General features: G+C 46.0%; 16 protein-coding genes, 1 pseudogene and 1 riboswitch. Of the genes and pseudogenes, 4 read left to right on the forward strand and 13 right to left on the reverse strand.

The window, feature by feature from the left end:
- Positions 1 to 77: 77 nt before the first annotated feature.
- The 7 genes from ACKRAT_RS12775 to ACKRAT_RS12805 all read right to left on the reverse strand — a co-directional run bounded on the left by ACKRAT_RS12775 (position 78) and on the right by ACKRAT_RS12805 (position 7709).
- Positions 78 to 983: an AEC family transporter gene (locus ACKRAT_RS12775; protein ID WP_411842761.1), complete on the reverse strand. Its 906-nt coding sequence runs from the start codon at positions 981 to 983 to the stop codon at positions 78 to 80.
- 132 nt (positions 984 to 1115) lie between these two features.
- Positions 1116 to 2639 (reverse strand): anthrax toxin lethal factor-related metalloendopeptidase, encoded by a 1524-nt coding sequence (locus ACKRAT_RS12780; RefSeq protein ID WP_411842762.1) that lies wholly within the window; start codon positions 2637 to 2639, stop codon positions 1116 to 1118.
- 225 nt (positions 2640 to 2864) lie between these two features.
- Positions 2865 to 3800 (reverse strand): CorA family divalent cation transporter, encoded by a 936-nt coding sequence (locus ACKRAT_RS12785; RefSeq protein WP_411842763.1) that lies wholly within the window; start codon positions 3798 to 3800, stop codon positions 2865 to 2867.
- Positions 3801 to 3983: 183 nt separating this feature from the next.
- Complete coding sequence (locus tag ACKRAT_RS12790) at positions 3984 to 4979, reverse strand: FecCD family ABC transporter permease (protein ID WP_411842764.1); 996 nt, start codon at positions 4977 to 4979, stop codon at positions 3984 to 3986.
- Positions 4972 to 5943, reverse strand: coding sequence for a FecCD family ABC transporter permease (locus tag ACKRAT_RS12795; protein ID WP_411842765.1), 972 nt, complete (start codon positions 5941 to 5943; stop codon positions 4972 to 4974). Before ACKRAT_RS12795 ends, ACKRAT_RS12790 begins: the two co-directional genes overlap by 8 nt.
- Entirely contained in the window at positions 5933 to 6748 is an 816-nt protein-coding gene (locus tag ACKRAT_RS12800) for an ABC transporter ATP-binding protein (protein WP_411842766.1), read from the reverse strand. Before ACKRAT_RS12800 ends, ACKRAT_RS12795 begins: the two co-directional genes overlap by 11 nt.
- A gap of 19 nt (positions 6749 to 6767) precedes the next feature.
- Positions 6768 to 7709, reverse strand: a complete 942-nt coding sequence (locus ACKRAT_RS12805; RefSeq protein ID WP_411842767.1) for an ABC transporter substrate-binding protein — start codon at positions 7707 to 7709, stop codon at positions 6768 to 6770.
- 113 nt (positions 7710 to 7822) lie between these two features.
- On the opposite strand from ACKRAT_RS12805, the gene ACKRAT_RS12810 reads away from it, so the two are divergent.
- Positions 7823 to 8836 (forward strand): NAD(P)/FAD-dependent oxidoreductase, encoded by a 1014-nt coding sequence (locus ACKRAT_RS12810; RefSeq protein ID WP_411842768.1) that lies wholly within the window; start codon positions 7823 to 7825, stop codon positions 8834 to 8836.
- A 146-nt stretch (positions 8837 to 8982) separates the two neighbouring features.
- Here the strand turns inward: ACKRAT_RS12810 and ACKRAT_RS12815 are convergent, their stop codons facing one another.
- Positions 8983 to 10317, reverse strand: a complete 1335-nt coding sequence (locus tag ACKRAT_RS12815) for a sodium-dependent transporter (RefSeq protein ID WP_411844463.1) — start codon at positions 10315 to 10317, stop codon at positions 8983 to 8985.
- 301 nt (positions 10318 to 10618) lie between these two features.
- Positions 10619 to 11134: a thioredoxin domain-containing protein gene (locus ACKRAT_RS12820; RefSeq protein ID WP_411842769.1), complete on the reverse strand. Its 516-nt coding sequence runs from the start codon at positions 11132 to 11134 to the stop codon at positions 10619 to 10621.
- Between the two features lie 131 nt (positions 11135 to 11265).
- Positions 11266 to 11368, forward strand: a riboswitch (SAM riboswitch).
- A 91-nt stretch (positions 11369 to 11459) separates the two neighbouring features.
- On the opposite strand from ACKRAT_RS12820, the gene ACKRAT_RS12825 reads away from it, so the two are divergent.
- A complete protein-coding gene (locus tag ACKRAT_RS12825) occupies positions 11460 to 12755 on the forward strand; it encodes a Na+/H+ antiporter NhaC family protein (protein ID WP_411842770.1) in 1296 nt (431 codons plus the stop codon).
- 62 nt (positions 12756 to 12817) lie between these two features.
- Here ACKRAT_RS12825 and ACKRAT_RS12830 read toward each other — a convergent pair whose 3' ends face one another.
- The 4 genes and pseudogenes from ACKRAT_RS12830 to ACKRAT_RS12845 all read right to left on the reverse strand — a co-directional run bounded on the left by ACKRAT_RS12830 (position 12818) and on the right by ACKRAT_RS12845 (position 16328).
- Positions 12818 to 13228: a type II toxin-antitoxin system HicB family antitoxin gene (locus ACKRAT_RS12830; protein WP_411842771.1), complete on the reverse strand. Its 411-nt coding sequence runs from the start codon at positions 13226 to 13228 to the stop codon at positions 12818 to 12820.
- 38 nt (positions 13229 to 13266) lie between these two features.
- Positions 13267 to 13451: pseudogene (locus tag ACKRAT_RS12835) on the reverse strand (type II toxin-antitoxin system HicA family toxin).
- Positions 13452 to 13603: 152 nt separating this feature from the next.
- The gene (locus ACKRAT_RS12840) at positions 13604 to 14776 is read right to left on the reverse strand and encodes a M20 metallopeptidase family protein (protein ID WP_411842772.1); all 1173 of its coding nucleotides are present in this window, start codon (positions 14774 to 14776) and stop codon (positions 13604 to 13606) included.
- Positions 14777 to 14798: 22 nt separating this feature from the next.
- The gene (locus tag ACKRAT_RS12845; RefSeq protein ID WP_411842773.1) at positions 14799 to 16328 is read right to left on the reverse strand and encodes an AbgT family transporter; all 1530 of its coding nucleotides are present in this window, start codon (positions 16326 to 16328) and stop codon (positions 14799 to 14801) included.
- A 127-nt stretch (positions 16329 to 16455) separates the two neighbouring features.
- Between ACKRAT_RS12845 and ACKRAT_RS12850 the strand changes: the two genes are divergently transcribed.
- Together ACKRAT_RS12850 and ACKRAT_RS12855 are read left to right on the forward strand one after the other, a co-directional pair.
- Positions 16456 to 17533, forward strand: a protein-coding gene (locus ACKRAT_RS12850) for an IS630 family transposase (RefSeq protein WP_411842774.1) whose coding sequence is annotated in 2 segments (ribosomal slippage) — positions 16456 to 16992 and positions 16994 to 17533 — 1077 coding nt in all. Because the reading frame shifts where the segments join, the coding sequence is not laid out codon by codon here.
- A gap of 106 nt (positions 17534 to 17639) precedes the next feature.
- Complete coding sequence (locus tag ACKRAT_RS12855) at positions 17640 to 17858, forward strand: helix-turn-helix transcriptional regulator (RefSeq protein ID WP_411842775.1); 219 nt, start codon at positions 17640 to 17642, stop codon at positions 17856 to 17858.
- Positions 17859 to 18020 lie beyond the last annotated feature (162 nt).

Below are 18020 nucleotides of genomic sequence, written 5' to 3' on the forward strand. Positions count from 1 at the left end.
GATCCTCCTGATTTATGAAATAATACTCGTGCATATATCCATTAAAACAGACGCCGGAACTTTTGTCCCGGAAGACCTTACACGCCGACCAGATATAAAAATAGCGGGATGGTCAGCAGACTCAGCAATGTTGTAACCAGTGTCGAGAATGATACGAGGTTCGGCTTTACATTGAACTGTACGGCAAGCATTGTGGAATTGGCCGCGACCGGCATGGCGTTCAGAATGATGAATACCATTTTCATCGTTTCACCCACGGGCATGAACAGGACGAGGCCCATTGCAACGACCGGAGAAATGATCATCCGGATGGCTATGACCGCATTGATATTCTTGAGTTCAAAGTTTTCCTTTTTAATCTGTGCAAGCTGCATCCCGAGTATCAGCATAACGACCGGGATGGATGCATTTCCCGTCATCTGTATAATCTCCATCAATTTTTCATCGATGGTGATATTGGCAAGCTGGAAAACTACGCCGGCGATTGCACCGTATATGACGGGAATCCTAAATATACTGATGATCGCATCTTTCACGGAAATCGTGGCCCCGCCGCCGAACGAAGCGATGAATATCCCGATGGTGCTGATGAGGAACCCGTGCAGCACCATCAATACAATCGCGTAGTCGAAGGCGACGGCACCGAGCGCAAACAGCATAACGGGCGCACCGTAGTTTCCGCTGTTCGGGAATAAGGCTCCGAGAAGAATGGCCGAAATATCCTCTTTCGTGGATTTCATGAACCAGCCTGCGAGTATAGTGATTCCTATCAGTATTATTGTAATGATTATCGAGAATATAAAGAGGTACAAATAATCCACCGTCAGCTCGTTACGGAAGAATGTATCAAAAGTGAGAAGCGGCAGCAGTATGTATAATGCCATTGCAGATATCGACTTGATATCCATCTTCAAAAGTTTCTGCGAAATATAGCCGATGCCGAAAATCATAAATACCGGCAGGACGATCATAATCAGTTCCATGTTGTTCAACTTCCTTCGAAAGAATTTAGATGTTCACTGTATCTCCATGATAGGCGAAATATACCTATAAAGGTACCATTTGAACCAAAAAGAAAGAGCCTGACTTCAGTCAAAGCTCCTTCCATTTAAAATTTATTTTCTTTTCATCCATAATAGGATTGCTGAAATAATTGCCAGTATAACCAGTACGATTGACAGCAGGATCATTAACAGATTATTATTTTCCGTTTCTGCCTGCGCACTGTCCGTTTCAGATTCAGTTTCTACATTTTCAGAACTTTCTTCTGCAGATTCTTCACTGGTCTCTTCTTCAGGCTCTTCTGTCTGCTCCTCGGATGTTTCCTCATCTGCAGCAGTTTCTTCAGCTGACTCCTCATTTTGTGCTTCTGCGGATTCTCCTTCTGTTGCCCCTTCGGAAGTTTGTTCCTCGGTCGATTCTTCAGCCGTCTGCTCCTCGGATGTTTCCTCATCTGCAGCAGTTTCCCCGGTTGCCTCCTCATTTTGTGCTTCTGCGGGTTCTTCTTCCGTTGCCTCTTTCTCCGCAGTGTTCGCTTCCAGCGCTGAAGATAATGCTTCCATGGCTTCATCCGCCTGTTCCTGTGTTGCATCGGTATCCGCTGCTACAGCATTCGCATTTTCCAGGGCTGACTGCAGCTCCGGTGAGCGGTCTTCTTTATTCACCGCTTCCACTTCTGCAATCAGGTTTTCCAATTCACCTGTATCCACTTCCGGCTCATCGCTTTCGGTATGCGTTGTTAGTGTCCGGAAATACGATGTCAGAAGCGGATTGCCTGATGCATCCAATGCTCTCACATAATAGTTATAATTTGTAGAAGTATTTAAGCTTGTATCCTCATAGCTTGAGCTGCTTGTTTCACCAATCTTCTCATCGTTCCGATAGATTTCATACGTTGATGCACCTTCTAAAGCATCCCATGAGAACTGGGCAGTATTCCCCGTCACTTCTCCGATGGAAATCAGCCTGTTGTGGAAAGTACTGATGAAGTCATAAGTCTGCGGTGCGCGCGTTGCCAGTTTGTTACGGGCCTCTCCGCCCAGATAGTACATGGCAAACACTTCGGCAAAATACTCTCCCGGCGTATCAAAGTATCCGGGTACAGCATGGTCGCCGAATAAAGCATTTTTCTCATTGGCCATGATCTGGCGGAATTCCTCGGATTCACTCACCGTAAAACCGGCAGAGTAAGAATCCACTGCGTGCCCGTACTCATGCAGCTCCAGATTGATCGTCGAATGCCCGTTGCCCGGATTACTGTAACCGATTCTCGCAGCTACTGTAAAACCGCCGGCCCCCGGCACTTCATCCCATGTCTTTCCCGTATCTTCCCATCCTCTCGGGACAACACCGGAGAGATATTCAAATTCAGGTAATTCAGTGAGCGGCATATCCATAAGTATGATTTCCACCCCTGCACGATTCGTCTGATACAGGATGCGGTCGTCCACTCTACTCAGACGGTTAACCATCGCCTGTGCTTCAGCTGAATCATAACTGCCATCATTGGTCCTGATTTCAATCATATTATTCAAACTTGCACTGTTTGCCGAAGCAGTCTGTGCACACGTGCCAGCCAATGCAAGAAAGAATACAGCCACTATGATTAAACTGAACTTGCCAAGGAAGTGACCTCTCATAAATATTCCTTCTTTCTTCTCGCATACCATATTTACATTATTCCCATTTTCAGGAAAATTAGTCCTGTTTTATAAGCTTGATAGCCAATTTACCTTGATTGATATGCAAAGTCAATTAATTCACACGATGCAAAAGGCTGAAAAAAACCCTTCTTTACATACTCTATCAACAGTAAATGAAAAAATATTTTGATAAAATATTGCCCTGGACGGGCCCCCTCTCATTTATATCCATTTTTTATATTTAAAGAACCCGAGCATACTCGTAACTATAAGCAGCATTAGACCTAATGACATATAATAGCCGAATTTCCAGCTGAGTTCAGGCATGTTCTCAAAGTTCATGCCGTATATGCCCGTAATTAATGATAGTGGTAAAAATATCGCTGAAATAATAGTCAGTACTTTGATGATTTCATTCATGCGATACGTATTATAAGACATATAATTATCCTTTAACTCATCAATCATTTCTTCAGAGAATTGAATAATCAGTTTCTGCCTGTCTATTTTGGCATTAATTTTGTTTAAAATTTCTTCGCTTCTCGTACTGTTAAGTATGTCATCCTGTTCTTTAAATTTTTCTGCCAGCTCCTCCATCGGTATAATTACACGCTTCACACGAAATACTCTCTTTTTCATATCAAACATCTTATCTGTAATATCTTTACCATTTTTCTTATCCGCATGTTTTTCTTCGAATGAGATCACCTCATCCTCTATACCATGCACGATGTCGAAATACTGCTCTACTGTAGCCAGCAGGATATGGAGTGCAATATCGATTTCCAAATCATCTTTCTTATCTTGTATGATTTTTGCGATATCGATAAACTCATCGAGTATTCCGTTATGGAATGTGATGATTACATCTTTCATGACACATATATTAACCGCACGGGCTTCGAGCGTCCCCTGATCTATGACATGACAGATCAACAGCTGGTAATTATCGTTATTATGATATGCAGGCCGATAATTTTTAACTTCTCTATCTTCGAAATTAATATCATCGAATTCAAAATCCGACAGCAGCTGATCTTCATCGTCAAAACTGTCGTAGTCATACCATTTGAATGTTGCGTCATCCGGTACATCATCACCATCAGTCACTTTTTCGATTTCATTATTTTTAGATATGTACTGAATGGAAAGGCTCATCCTATCACCTCATTCATTTCCAATACCCGAATTTGAAAAAATAAAGCTAAAAATGGCGGTGAAACCTTGAGGTTTCACCGCCATTAATTAAATTCCATCTGTAAACCTGGGTGGAACAAATCAAATTCAGATTTTGCTTCATATCCTTTACTTTCCGGAATTTCCTTCCCCGCTTCTTCGAATTCATCTGACCCTGCCCGCTCTGAGCAGCAGCCACAGGAAATAAGGGCCGCCGATCAGAGAAACGACGATGCCTGCAGGAATAATGATCGGTTCCAGAACAAGTTTGCCCAGCAGGTCTGCAGTGGTAAGCAGCAGTGCCCCGATGATGAAGGAGGAAAAGAAAAGCATTTTCATGTTCTGCCCGAACATCATCCGCGAGATGTGCGGTGCAATCAGCCCGATGAAACTGATGGCGCCGCAGACGCTGACGGCCAGGCTGGAGAGCATCGCTGCAAACACGATAAGGGTGATTTTTTCCCGGTTGACGTTCATGCCGAATCCTGTAAGCATTTCATCATCCAGGTTGAGCATGCCCATCTCCCGGATTCTGGAGTAGGCGAATACCATGATGATCAGGATATATGGGACTGAGATCCAGACAAACGCCCATGTGTCCCCCCATATATTTCCGGCAAAGTAACGGTTGAGCATTTCCATCTGCTGCACATCAAACAAGGATGTGAACACATAGACAAAACCGGTGACGCCCATCGCTGTCGCGATGCCGATAAGGATGAATATATTACTTTTGAATTCCCCGCTCATGAATGACAGGGAGAATATGATGAGCACCGTCAGCAGACCGCCGATAAAGCTCATGATCGGAAGTGCATATAGGTGCTGGCTCATCGAGCCGCTGATGAACGTAATGAATAAAACGACACCGAATCCGCTGCCGGCGTTCACACCGATGATTCCCGGATCCGCCAGAGCATTTTTGGAAATGACTTGCAGAATCAGCCCGCTGACTGCGAGCGCCGCGCCGCAGATCAGAGTGATGATGATCCTCGGCATTCTGAAATCGAAGAATACAGTCATGACATTTTCGCTTGCCCGGCCGGTCGCCAGATTTATGAGGTCCTGGAAAGTCAGGTTGAAAGTGCCCGTCAACAGACTGGTGATGACCACGCCGATGAGCAAAATCACTGCGATAATCAATTGATAGGAATTACGCATACTGGCCACCTCTCTTCTTGATGATATAGATGAAGAAAGGCAGTCCGATCATGGCAATGACTGCGTTCACCGGTGCTTCGTTGAATATTCTTGCGAACATATCGGCGAGCGCAAAAATGATTGCCCCGAACAGGCCCGTATAAATGATGGTAAACCTGTGCATGTTACCGAATATCATCTTAACGATATGCGGCACCAGCAGTCCCAGGAATACCACATTCCCGACCATCGCCACTGCGATGCTGGCAAGCATGACGGCAATGACGAGCGTCATCCATTTGTACAATGCCCGGTTCTGTCCGAGGGACACCGCCATTTCATCACCAAACAGCAAGACATCCAACTCTTTGGCCATCAGATAGAGCCCGATGACGAGAACGATCGCCAGAGGCACGACGATTGCCAGATTTCCCATCGACTGCCCGGCAACACCGCCTGCTGTAAAGAACGTCATATACTGCCCCAGATCATTCGTAATCACCAGAAAATCGGTGATTGCGTAAAGGAATAAGGAAATACCGGCACCGGCCAGTATCAGATGGAGCGGTGATCTGGAACGTGTAACCGCAAGAATGACCAATCCGACCAGCATACCGCCGATGAACCCGCTTAACATGATGGCGACAAATGACAATGCCGGCAAAAGCAATGCCGCCAGAATAATCGCCAGATTGGCACCGGCGTTTATTCCCAGAATGCTCGGTTCACTCAAATCATTATGCGTGACTGATTGAAGCACCAGGCCGGCAATACTGATCATGAAACCGGCAACCAGCGCCGCAAGCACCCGCGGCATACGGATTTCATAGAGGATCTGGTGCGTCTTGTCCGTCATGTCGAGCGCCGTGATGACATTCCATATTTCACCGAAAGCATAATGGTTTGCACCGAACATCATGGCAAGCACGAATGAAATAAGAACGCCCATCAAAATGATGGGCAGTACGTACCATCTACGATCCATATTTGACACCTTTTACCGTTTCACAGAATAGATCATAATCTGCAAGTATCGGTTTTTTAGTGATCGGATCGATAGATATTTTTCCATTTATATTGAAAACGTCGTTGAGGATGTCATTGGTCAGCACTTCTGTCGGGTGTCCGCTCGTAATGATATCTCCGTCTTTCATCACGACAAGGTTATCCGAGTATTTAATCGCATGGTTGATGTCATGCAGGACCATGACCACCGTCTGCCTTGATTGTTCATTGAGCCTTCTGACGATGTTCAGCGTTTCGAGCTGATGATGAATATCCAAGTATGTCGTCGGTTCATCAAGCAGCAGCACGTCAGCTTCCTGTGCGAGCAGAAGACTGATCCAGACCCGCTGGGCCTGACCGCCCGAGAGTTCGCTCATCATACGGTTTCTGAACTCTTCCGCCCCCGTCTCTTCCAATGCCCAGTTGATGATTTCTATATCATGGTCCTTCAGGCTCTGGAACCTTTTCAGGTGCGGGTATCTGCTGAAGCTGACCAGATCCTGGACTTTGACATCATACTGCAGCTTGTTGCGTTGGGATAATATGCTGATTTTTTTAGCGACATCTTTAGATTTCATCTGGCGGATGTTCATATCATTGATATAGACCCCGCCTTCTTTGGCAGAAATAATGCGGGAAATCGTTTTGAGCATCGTCGACTTCCCGCAGCCGTTCGGGCCGATGATCGTCGTCACTTTGCCTTCCACCAATTCCATGTTTACGTTATGCAGAATTTCCCTGTCGTTCAGTTCCACTTTTATATCTTTAAGCGCTACACTCGTCATATTTAGACACCTGCCTGGATTATTTCGTTAATGCATCGACTAGAATATCTTTTTGGTGCTCAAGGGAGTATGGATCGTTAAAGTAGAAAGTAGGAGAATCAAATTCGATCACTCTGTCATTCTTCACAGCATCGAGCCCTTCCCATACTGCCGTATCCTTATAAGCGTTGTCCGCTCCGCCATCGCCGGTTCCAACGAATATGAAGTCGCCTGCATATTTTCCTATCTCTTCTGCAGAAATGCTCTTCCATCCTGTTTCTACCACTTCATTCTGAACTTCTTCCGGCACTTCCATACCCAGACCCTGGTAAAGGATCTCTGTGCCGCGGCCCCAGTTCGTACCGTATACATATATATCTTTCGCATATTGTTCTATTACAGTTGCGGAAGCATCTTCACCAATCGCTTCTTCCACAGCTTTCTGGTCTTCAGCGAGATCCGCTTCAAAACCTTCAACCCACTCTTTGGCTTCTTCTTCCTCACCTACGATTCTACCCATTTCTTCATGAATGTCCAAATAATTCCATTTATCATATTGGACTGGAATTGTCGGAGCAATCGCTTTCAGTTTATCCAGATTTTCATCCGTACTGAAGGTGATGATCAAATCCGGATCAAGATTCATTACCTGTTCCACATTGCCGACTTCAAGCAGTTCCACACCTTGTTCTTCAGCGACAGGTTTCAATACCTCGCTGCCTTCGACATCGCTTGAAACACCGGCAACATTTGCATCGAGGTGCGCCAGGTTGCCAAAATAGCTTGAAGCCAGCACAACAATCCGCTGTGGGTCTTTCGGGATTTCAATTTCTTCACCCGCATCTGTAGTATATGGTACCATTTCTGCCTTTTCACCGGAAGCATCTCCCGATTCTTCGTCAGTTTTTGATTCTTCTGTATTTCCACACGCTGCAAGCACCAGCATCATTATTGCTGTCATCAACCATATGTACTTTTTCATTTATTCTGTCTCCTCTTTCCGGGAATCGAAAATATGTTCTCATTGATAATCATTATCATTGATTATATAATAAAGGAGAAAGCAGTTAATTTCAACAGAAAAGAGGATGGGCCATGAAAATTTCTGATACGCTGATTATCGGCGGCGGTCCCGCAGGTCTTTACGCAAGTTTTTACGCCGGGCTCCGCGGCATGAGTGTCCAGCTGATTGAACATCATCCGGAACTCGGCGGCAAGCTCAATATCTATCCCGAAAAAATCATCTGGGACATCGGTGGTATCCCACCTGCTCCCGCTGCAAATATAAAGAACGATATGGTTGAACAGGCAAAAACATTCAACCCGGAAATACACGTTTCAACGACATGTGAAACGATCAATAGACAAGAAGACTACTTCGAGACTATCACGGATAATGGTACATTTTACAGCAAAACCCTCATCATTGCATCCGGACGCGGCATTTTCACACCGACCAGACTGGAAGTGGATGGGGCGGATAAATTTGAAATGTCCAACCTGCATTATACAGTCAAACGTTTCTCACGCTTCCGGGACCGGCATGTAATCATCTCAGGCGGCGGCAATACCGCAATCGACTGGGCAGCCGAGATTTCCGACATTGCCGCGAGCGTCACAATGGTATGCCGGGGAGATGCAATGCGCGGACACGAAGCGATGGTCGAAGAACTTCACAGAAAAGACATCGATATACAGTTCAACAAATGTATCGACCGGCTGATTCCAAACGAAGCGGGCACCGCAATAGAATATGTCATGCTGGATGACGGCAGCCAGGTGGCAGTCGATGATGTACTCGTCAGCCACGGCTATGAATCCAACTGTGCATTTTTGGAAGCGATGGAAGATCAATTCGACTTCAATGAACACCAGATGCTCAAAACAGAACACCTGGTGGACACACCGGTACCGGGAATTTATGCATGCGGAGATCAGGTCGTGTATGACAATAAAGTCAAACTGATTGCAGGCTGCTTCACAGAAGCCGCCCAGGCAGCCAATCACGCGAAACTATTCCTCGATGAAGATGCGTTCTCAGAAGGCATGGTATCCTCACATAACGAAGTATTTGCTGAAAAGAACAAGGAATTGATGAAGAAGATGTAGTATGATTAACAGGCATCATTATAGAGCTTCTTTATTCCAAATTGAACAGACTGAAAATCCGGCAGGCAGATACGATAGCGTATCTGCCTGCCGGATTTAGTTTTTAAAAGAAGCTAAGAACCAAGTGTTTCATCCTGATCCAAATCTTATATCAACGTAGTAGCAAAGACCAGCACAATCACTGCGGGCAATAGATACCTGATGATGAAAACCCACGCCTTGAATATGAATCCCTGTTTAACATTGAGTACTTCGGACACTTTATTCAGATCGACTTTCCAGCCGAGGAAAAGTGTTGCGAGCAGTGCCCCGATCGGCATGAATATGTTCGACACGAGCATATCCATGGTGTCGAATATTGATCTTGAGAAAATTTCCACATCTGCCAAAATGCTCATGGACAATGTACTCGGCACGCCAAACAGAAAAATCAATCCAGCAAATATCCAAGTGGCTTTGTTACGCTTCTCCTGTCGTCCTTTAATCACATTGCTGACATTGATTTCGATCATCGAGATGGACGAAGTGAGCGTTGCGAACAGGAACAGCAATATGAATAGTAAATAAAACCATGCGCCTCCTGTAATCTCAGCGAACACTTTAGGCAGTACGATGAACAGAAGCCCGGGACCCTGTGCTTCGTCCTGCATGCCGAATGATGCGACTGCCGGGAATACCGCAAGACCGGCACATATTGTGATGATGATCGTCGTAGCGACGATATATCCGGCACTGTGCGGAAGGTTCACGTCATCTTTGACGTATGATGCATAAGTGAGCATCCCCATCGCACCGAGGGACAAGGCAAAGAATGACTGTCCGAGTGCGAATAACACCGCCTCACTTGTAATGGCACTGAAATCCGGCATCAGCAGGAATTCTACACCTTCCATGGCACCGGGCAGCGTAAGACTTCTCGCAATCAGCAGAATGAAAGTGAGAAACAGGAGCGGCATCATAATTTTCGATGCGCGTTCTATCCCCTTTTCAATACCGCCTGTGACAATCCAGGCTGTAATAATCATGAAGGCCGCCTGGCCTGAAACGACCATCCATGGTGTGCTGGTCACCGCTTCAAACAATCCAGGCTGTGTGACATCGACCATATTAAGGATGTTTCCGATCGCGAGTACGAAATAGACGACGATCCATCCGCCGATGACACTGTAGAAGCTGAGCAGTATGAATGCGGCGACGTTTCCGAGCAATCCAATTAAACCGTATGCGCTGTTGCCGCCCAGAAATTTAAAAGTTTCTATGGATGGCCGCTTACCCAACCGGCCGAGTGTGAATTCCACCATCAGCATCGGGAGTCCGACCAGTAATGTAAATACTAAAAATATGAGGAGAAACGCGCCTCCGCCAAACTGGGCGACCATATAGGGGAACTTCCATACCGCTCCCAAACCCACTGCCGAACCTGCAGCAGCCAGTATAAACCCTAATCTGGATCCCCATTGCGCCTGTTGTTCTTTCATTATATGAACCACCTTACCCGTCAATTTTAATTCCGATAAAAAAAGCCACCCGGTCTGACCGGACAGCTTTGGTAAAGTGTGCCATCCGTCAGAGCAGATGGCTGATCTCAATTCCACAGCCACCGCAAGTACAAGACAAGTCGACCTGTACTTACGATGTGTAAATACAAGTCTACCTGCGATAGCTATACCAAATGTCGTTATGGATGGTGCGGAACATGAGAATCATCCTTCGGAAATATTAGAATGTCCTCATTTTACTTACATGAAAATAACTTGTCAAACATCAGATTATTCTGTACTTTCATTCCCGCACTGCATGGATCAGTTCCATTTCGATGGAAGCTGCATCCCCATTTAAATCATATTTGAACTGTTCGCCATTTATGAATACTGTTGGTGCGACTTCTATGCCGCGCTCCACCGTTTCATGGATAATATCCATGCTGAGATTCATCGTTGAGCGCTGTTCTTCGAGCCCGAATTCTTCCATCATTTTCGTTTGGATGAATTTACTGTCGGCAGCCGCCCACTCGTCCTGGTTTTCAAACATTTCCTTCATAAGATTATATGCTTTCGCCGGATTTGAGTAATCCAGGTATAGGTTGGCGATAGCACCGTGAAAGAGCCTGACTTTCGGTTTGTCAAAATGCTTGATCGTATAGCTCACCATGCCTTCATCTGTAAGCGGAATCAGCACTTTATCCGCCGCTTTGAAAAACTCGACGCAATAAGGGCATGCCATATTTATAAATGCTTCCACGCTTACAGGTGCATTTTCGTCGCCCAGATGCATTGCTTTCACTTTTTCTTCAGTCATAAATTGTCCCTCCGTTGATTCTTCGGTATAAGCAAATTATAGAGATTTCACAGTGGATAAGTAAAGGTTCATGCTTCTCCATTGACATACCCGGTTTCACGCGTTAAAGTAAATGAATTAATATAACATTACTCTTATCCAGAGAGGTGGAGGGACTGGCCCTTTGAAGCCTCGGCAACAGCTCACTGTGAGCCAGTGCCAATTCCAGTAGTCATTGCGGCTAGAAGATGAGAAGAGATAAAGTCTATTTGTGACCTCTTCTATATCAGAAGGGGTCTTTTTATGTTTCTATTACGCTGAAAATTATTTATAAAGGAGTCTCACTATGAAACAAGATCAGAAAAAAGGAAATCCCATTGCACTGTTACCTCTATTGGTATTTGTCCTGTTATTCATAGGCACAGGAATCATTACCGGCGATTTTACGGCGATGCCGATTCCCGTTGCAATCATCATAGCGATCATCGTCGCGTTATTCATCAGCCCTAAAGAGCGTCTGAATGAGAAAGTAGGGGTTATCACGCGCGGTGCCGGCAAAGAGAACATCATGCTCATGGTGCTCATCTTCCTGCTTGCCGGAGCTTTCGCGAGCGTGGCTGAAGGCATGGGTGCCGTGGACTCTACAGTGAACCTCGGACTGGCACTGCTTCCAAGCAGTCTGCTCCTTGTAGGTCTGTTTATCGTCTGCTGCTTCATCTCCATCTCGATGGGAACTTCCACCGGTACTGTCGTTGCCCTTGCACCGATTGCCGTGGGCATTGCCGATCAGACGGAAATCGGGCTGGCACTTGCGCTGGCGACCGTCATCGGCGGCGCAATGTTCGGGGATAATCTGTCTGTAATCTCGGATACGACGATCGTGGCAACACAATCCCAGGAAGTCAGGATGGTCGATAAATTTAAAGTGAACTTCTTCATCATCCTGCCCGGTGCAATTGTAACAGCTGTAATCCTTTATTTTATCTCTACCGGTTTTTCAACGGAAGTTGCATCCGGACTGGAATATAATCTGATCAAAGTACTGCCCTATCTGGCCGTATTGATTATTGCACTGCTCGGCGTCAATGTACTGACGGTGCTGGTCGGCGGTACTGTTTTCGCCGGAATCATCGGGTTTTTCGACGGCTCTTATAACTTCACTTCGTTTGTTGCGACTGCAGGCGAAGGGATAGCGGGCATGATGGAAATTTCAATCATTGCCATCCTGATTGGCGGGATGATTGGTCTGATCGAACATTACGGCGGCATCGATTACCTGCTTCATTTCATCACGAGCCGCATCCGTTCCAGGAAAGGTGCGGAGTTCGGCATTGCCTCACTTGTCAGTGCAACGGATGTAAGTACCGCCAACAATACAATCTCAATCATAATCACCGGCCCATTGGCAAGGGACATTGCGGATGAATATGGTGTCGACCGCAGGAAATCAGCGAGTATTCTGGATATATTTGCCGCGGCATTCCAGGGGTTGATCCCCTACGGCGGCCAGATGCTTGCCGCTGCCGGACTGGCAGCCATTTCACCTGTTGCGATTCTGCCCTACTCCATCTATCCTTTCACGCTGCTCATCTGTGGTGTAATAGCGATACTCATTGGGTTCCCGAAAAAACTGAATGCATAAAAAAATCCACTCCATGGCAATGCGCCATGGAGTGTTTTATATAACCCGGAATTCACTTCAGGTTATTTAATCTTCTCTTCTTCATCTAATTCTTCCTTCAATGCTCTCTGCAGTGTCTGGCTAAAGTTAATATTATTTTTCTTTCCCAGTTCTATCAGATACTTGGGGAGGGTTACCATTTTGTTCACCGTCTTATTTTCTTCTCTCATTCTGACGAATCTAGTGTCTGCCGTAATGAGCTGCAGTTGCTCGTTTTCATCTAATACGGAAATCAAACTCCGATATTCCGATGGCTCAGGTATATCATCATGATCATCTTCCATCACCAACAAGTGTCCTTCCAGTGCATCTTTTGCCATATATATAGCATCTTCAATATCTTCGCCAAAAGTGAGAGCACCTGGCAAATCTGGAAATCTTACATTATAAGCATCCTGTTCATACTGTAATACGGCATAGAAATGATACTTCATCTCCTGTGTCCTCCATTCTTTAAAAGGCGGGTTAAAAATCAAATCAGACCAGCCTGCTTTAAAATCGCTTTTTCTGTTCCTTTGGGTAAGTCTTTCTTTGGATGTGGTATAGTCACTTTTCCCGGTTTTTCCGGATGTTTAAAATGGTGATGACTGCCAACAGCCTTCAGGAGGAACCAGCCATCATCTTCTATCTTTTGATTACATCTCTGGATGAACTCATTTTTATTTAGCTCCTGAATTTATTATAACATATGTAAAAACATATGTCTTAAGGTGCAGTGCAATACATACGGTCCCCTTTTATGTTTAGAAGGGGCTAATATATAAACCCCCTTTTAACTTCCTGTAAGTCAAAAGGGGGCCGGGTCCAGCCTATTCTTCTTGCGTCATACCCATCGCTACATAGACCATCATCTTCACGCCGTCGATAAAGCCGTCTTCATCAATGCCGAATTTCGGATGGTGATGCGGATATTCCATATCCTTCTCTTTGTTTCCCACACCGATCCAGGCATATGTACCCGGCACAAGTCTTGAGAATGCCGAGAAATCTTCCCCACCCATTGCGAGGGGATATTCGAACACTTTATCTCCGAATTTCTCTTCAGCAATTTGCCGCACTTTATCTGTCTTCTCATCATTGTTTACGACTGCTGCATACCCGAATTGGAAGTTGAAATCATAAGTTGCACCGTACATATCGCATACACTTTTTACAACCTGTTCCATTTTCTCTTTTACCAGCATTCTTGTGTCGTCATCGATTGTACGTACGCTGCCCGATAATTGGGCAGTATCCGGAATGATGTTCTTCGCACTTCCGGCATGGAAGTTTGTTGTAGAAATGACCACCGAATCGAGCGGTGATGTAATTCTTGAAACAATCGTCTGGAACTGATTGATGATCTGCGTCCCGATAATCACCGGATCCACTGTCAGTTCAGGCTGGGAGGCATGGCCTCCGCTGCCCTGGATCACCAGCTCGAATCCATCTGAATTGGATGTGATCGGACCGTTCTTGATTCCGATCTTACCCGTTGGAATCGGTGTGAATAGATGCTGTCCGTAGATAAAGTCCAGATCATCAAACAAGCCGGTCGCCACCATCTCCTGTGCACCGCCCGGAATCAATTCTTCCGCATGCTGGAAGATCAGGTACACTTCACCATGCAGTTGATCTGTGTTCTGGGAGAGCACTTTCGCTGCACCAAGCAGGATGGAAGTATGGCCGTCATGGCCGCACGCATGCATTTTTCCGGGAACTTCGGAAATAAAATCAATATCTTCCCGCTCTTCATTGACCGGCAGTCCGTCGATATCTGCGCGCAGTCCTATTTTCTTTCCGGGATGCTCCCCTTTGATGATACCAAGAACGCTCGTTTTGGTCGGACGGCTGATCTCGATGCCATCCATCTTTTCCAATGCATCTTCAATATACTGGCTGGTCCAATGTTCTTCAAATGAAAGTTCCGGATGTTTGTGCAGTGTCCGCCTCCATTCAAAAACCTCTGACATGACATTTTCTATTTGCTTTTCAATACTCATTTATAATACGCCTCCGAAATTTTTATTCTGGCAGATAGATCGGTCCATCAATACCGAGAGGTAAGCCAAGCAGATACCATACAGTCAACAGGATCGTCCATGCAAAGAACAGTACGATCGAGTATGGCAGCAGTGTGGCAAGCAACGTACCCAATCCTGCATTCCTGTCATAGCGCTGTGCAAATGCAAGAAGCAACGGCAGATAAGGCAGCATCGGTGTAATCGGGTTCGTGAATGAATCCCCGATACGGTAAAGCATCTGTGTAAATGCCGGATCATATCCGAGCAGCATGAACATCGGCACGAAAACCGGTGCCAGTATCGCCCATTTTGCCGATGCACTGCCGATCAGCAGGTTGATGAGTCCCGCCAGCAGAATGAAGCCGATGATGAGCGGAATGCCGGATGCATTGACCGCCTCCAGAGCGTTCGCACCCTTGATGGCTATGATCGGCCCGAGGTTGCTCCAGCTGAAATAGGCAAGCATCTGTGCTGCAAAGAATACAAGGACGATGTAGCTGCCCATCGTACCCATCGCATCACCAAGCATGCTCCCGAAATCCTTCGTAGATTTTATCGTACCCGCTTTCAGTCCATAGACGAGGCCCGGCACGAAGAAGAAAATCGTCAGGATGAAGATGATCGAATTCATGAAAGGAGATTCCTGTATGATCGATCCGGTTTCTGTGTTACGGAAAATTGCGTTCTCGGGCAGAAGAAGCACCATGAAGACGAGGAAAGTGAGGATGGCGGAAATGTTCGCCCATCTGAGCGCCGTGACCTCTTCCTTCTTCAGCGGTTCTTGATCAGCCGTCTCCAAACCTTCATATGTACCAAGGCGCGGCACCGTAATCTTCTTTGTCACAAAATAGACGATGAAGAGCAGGAAGAACGTCGCCACTGCCGTGAAGTAATAGTTCATCAGTATGTTCCCCGAATAATCCGGATTGATCAGCTGTGCCGCCGGTTCAGTAAATGCAATCGCCAGCGCTTCCGTCATACCCGGAATGACATTTGCTGCGAACGCTCCAAGCGAGGCAGCATACGCCATGACCAGTCCGACGAACGGATGGTATCCGAGTTTCATGACGACCATCGCCGCAATCGGCGGCAGGATGATTGGCGCTGCGTCACCGGCCACGTTACCGATGATGCCGACCAGGATGATCGCCGGCAGGATGAGTTTCTTAGGGGATACTTCGATGGCACGTTTCATTGCCGTTTCGAAATATCCTGATTTTTCAGCAATGCCGATACCGATCATGACTACCAGCACCATGCCGAGCGGCGGAAATTCACTGAAGTTCGTGATTGCTTCGGTAAAAATGCGGACGATCCCTTCCCCATTGAGCAGGTTCACTGCCTGGATCGTTTCTCCGTCCGCCGGATTGACCGCTTCCCATTTCATCATTCCCCCGATGAAAGACGCACCCAGAATCATAAACATCAGGATGATGAATAGTACTATAGGATCGGGGAGTTTATTCCCCACCCGTTCAATGATATCCAGGAAGCGGTTGAATATCCCCTTCTTTTCACTTTTACTTGCCATAAGCACCTTCCTCTTTGCAGCAATTTTCTAATTATTAGACTATTATTCCAAAATCGGATAAAAAGCACAAGGTATATTTCTAAACTATATAAGTTGAACTAAATTATTGCGTTTTCTGATGGATCGGATGTATACTGGAGAAAAATCCCCGAGGAAGGTGACTCCGTTGACTCATCAAAATCAGATTGCCGAACTGCAAAAAGCGATGCAGGAAACCCAAGACCGCCGAATGTTTGAGCGCTACCAGGCCGTTTTTCTCTGTCTCAGCGGATATACGCAGAAAGCGGCGGCAGACATCACAGGCCGTTCCCGCCGGTCTATCAACAGTTATGTGACGGCCTATAAGAAAGCCGGGTTGGCAGGATTGGTTCGGGGAAAAGGCAGCGGCAAGCCCAAAAGTCTGACAGATGACCAGGAAAAAGCGTTGGAAACAGTGATTGCCGAGCAACTGCCGAGCGACGTCGGCTTCGAGAATCGCGCCAACTGGACCCTCGCATTGGCTGCTCAATACGTTGAACGGGAGTGGGGCGTCTCCTACTCTCTCAAAGGCATGTCCATTGTGCTGAAACGACGGGGGCTGAGCTTCACGCGTCCGACCTACACCCTTGAAAAGGCCGACCCGGAAAAACAGCGTCAATTCAAAGAAGACACCTTTCCAGCGTTAAAAAAAACTGATTTTTGAAGAGATTGACCATCTCCTGTTTGTGGACGAATCCATGATTCGTGACTACCCGGCCATCGGGCCGACCGGGTTCCGCAAAGGCCAGCAGCGCATCATCCCCACGACGGGGCAACACCGGGGCGCCAAACTGATCGGGTCTTTGGACTATGAAACCGGCGAAGTGTTGTGCATCGAGAGAGAAACCTACGATGCACAGGCCTTCCTGGAATTTCTCCAGACCCTTCGCGCCCATTATTCAGGCGAGAAAATAGCCATCGTATTGGACAACGCCCGGATCCATCATGCCGAGCTGATTCAGCCCTTCCTTGAAGCTCACCGGGACCAGCTGGAACTGGTATTCCTGCCCCCCTATAGCCCGCAGCTGAATTTGATTGAAGGCTTGTGGAAATGGTTGAAAGCATCGGTGATTAATAATGTCTTCTTTCCAAATGTCCAAAAAATTAAGTTGGCTGTCCGGGGATTCATTCAAGATATCAACCGGCACAAGGAGACGGTCATCGACCGATTGTGTGTTCAGCTATAGTAAGAAAATATTAAATTCAACTTATATAGAACTGCAATACAAAAGGTAAACTAAACTTTACATTTAAAGATTAATGATGTATCTTGAAATTACATGAGGTGAGTAGATGATAATCAATTGTGTAAGAGAATATCGAAAAAAAAACAACTATTCACAAGAATACTTAGCTTCTCTTCTTAGGGTGTCCCGACAAACGATTATCTCTATAGAGAAAGGGAAATTCTATCCATCCCTAGAATTGAGTTTTAAGTTAGCAAGATTATTCGAAGTAAGTATTGAAGATCTATTCAAATACGAGACAAACTATGTTGAATGTCAATACTGAGCGGGTGATCTTAAAAAGAAGGCATAAGCATTAAATGAAGGCATGCCAAATAAGCCTATGCAGTTCAAATTTTTTGAATCACTAGACTAATTTGGATTCATCAAAAGGCTGATTCGATTTCAGTAAATAAAATAGGACACGTACAAGTTTCTTGGCGACATG

Origin of the sequence: Salinicoccus sp. HZC-1, assembly GCF_046736035.1 — a bacterium.
GTDB lineage: Bacteria > Bacillota > Bacilli > Staphylococcales > Salinicoccaceae > Salinicoccus.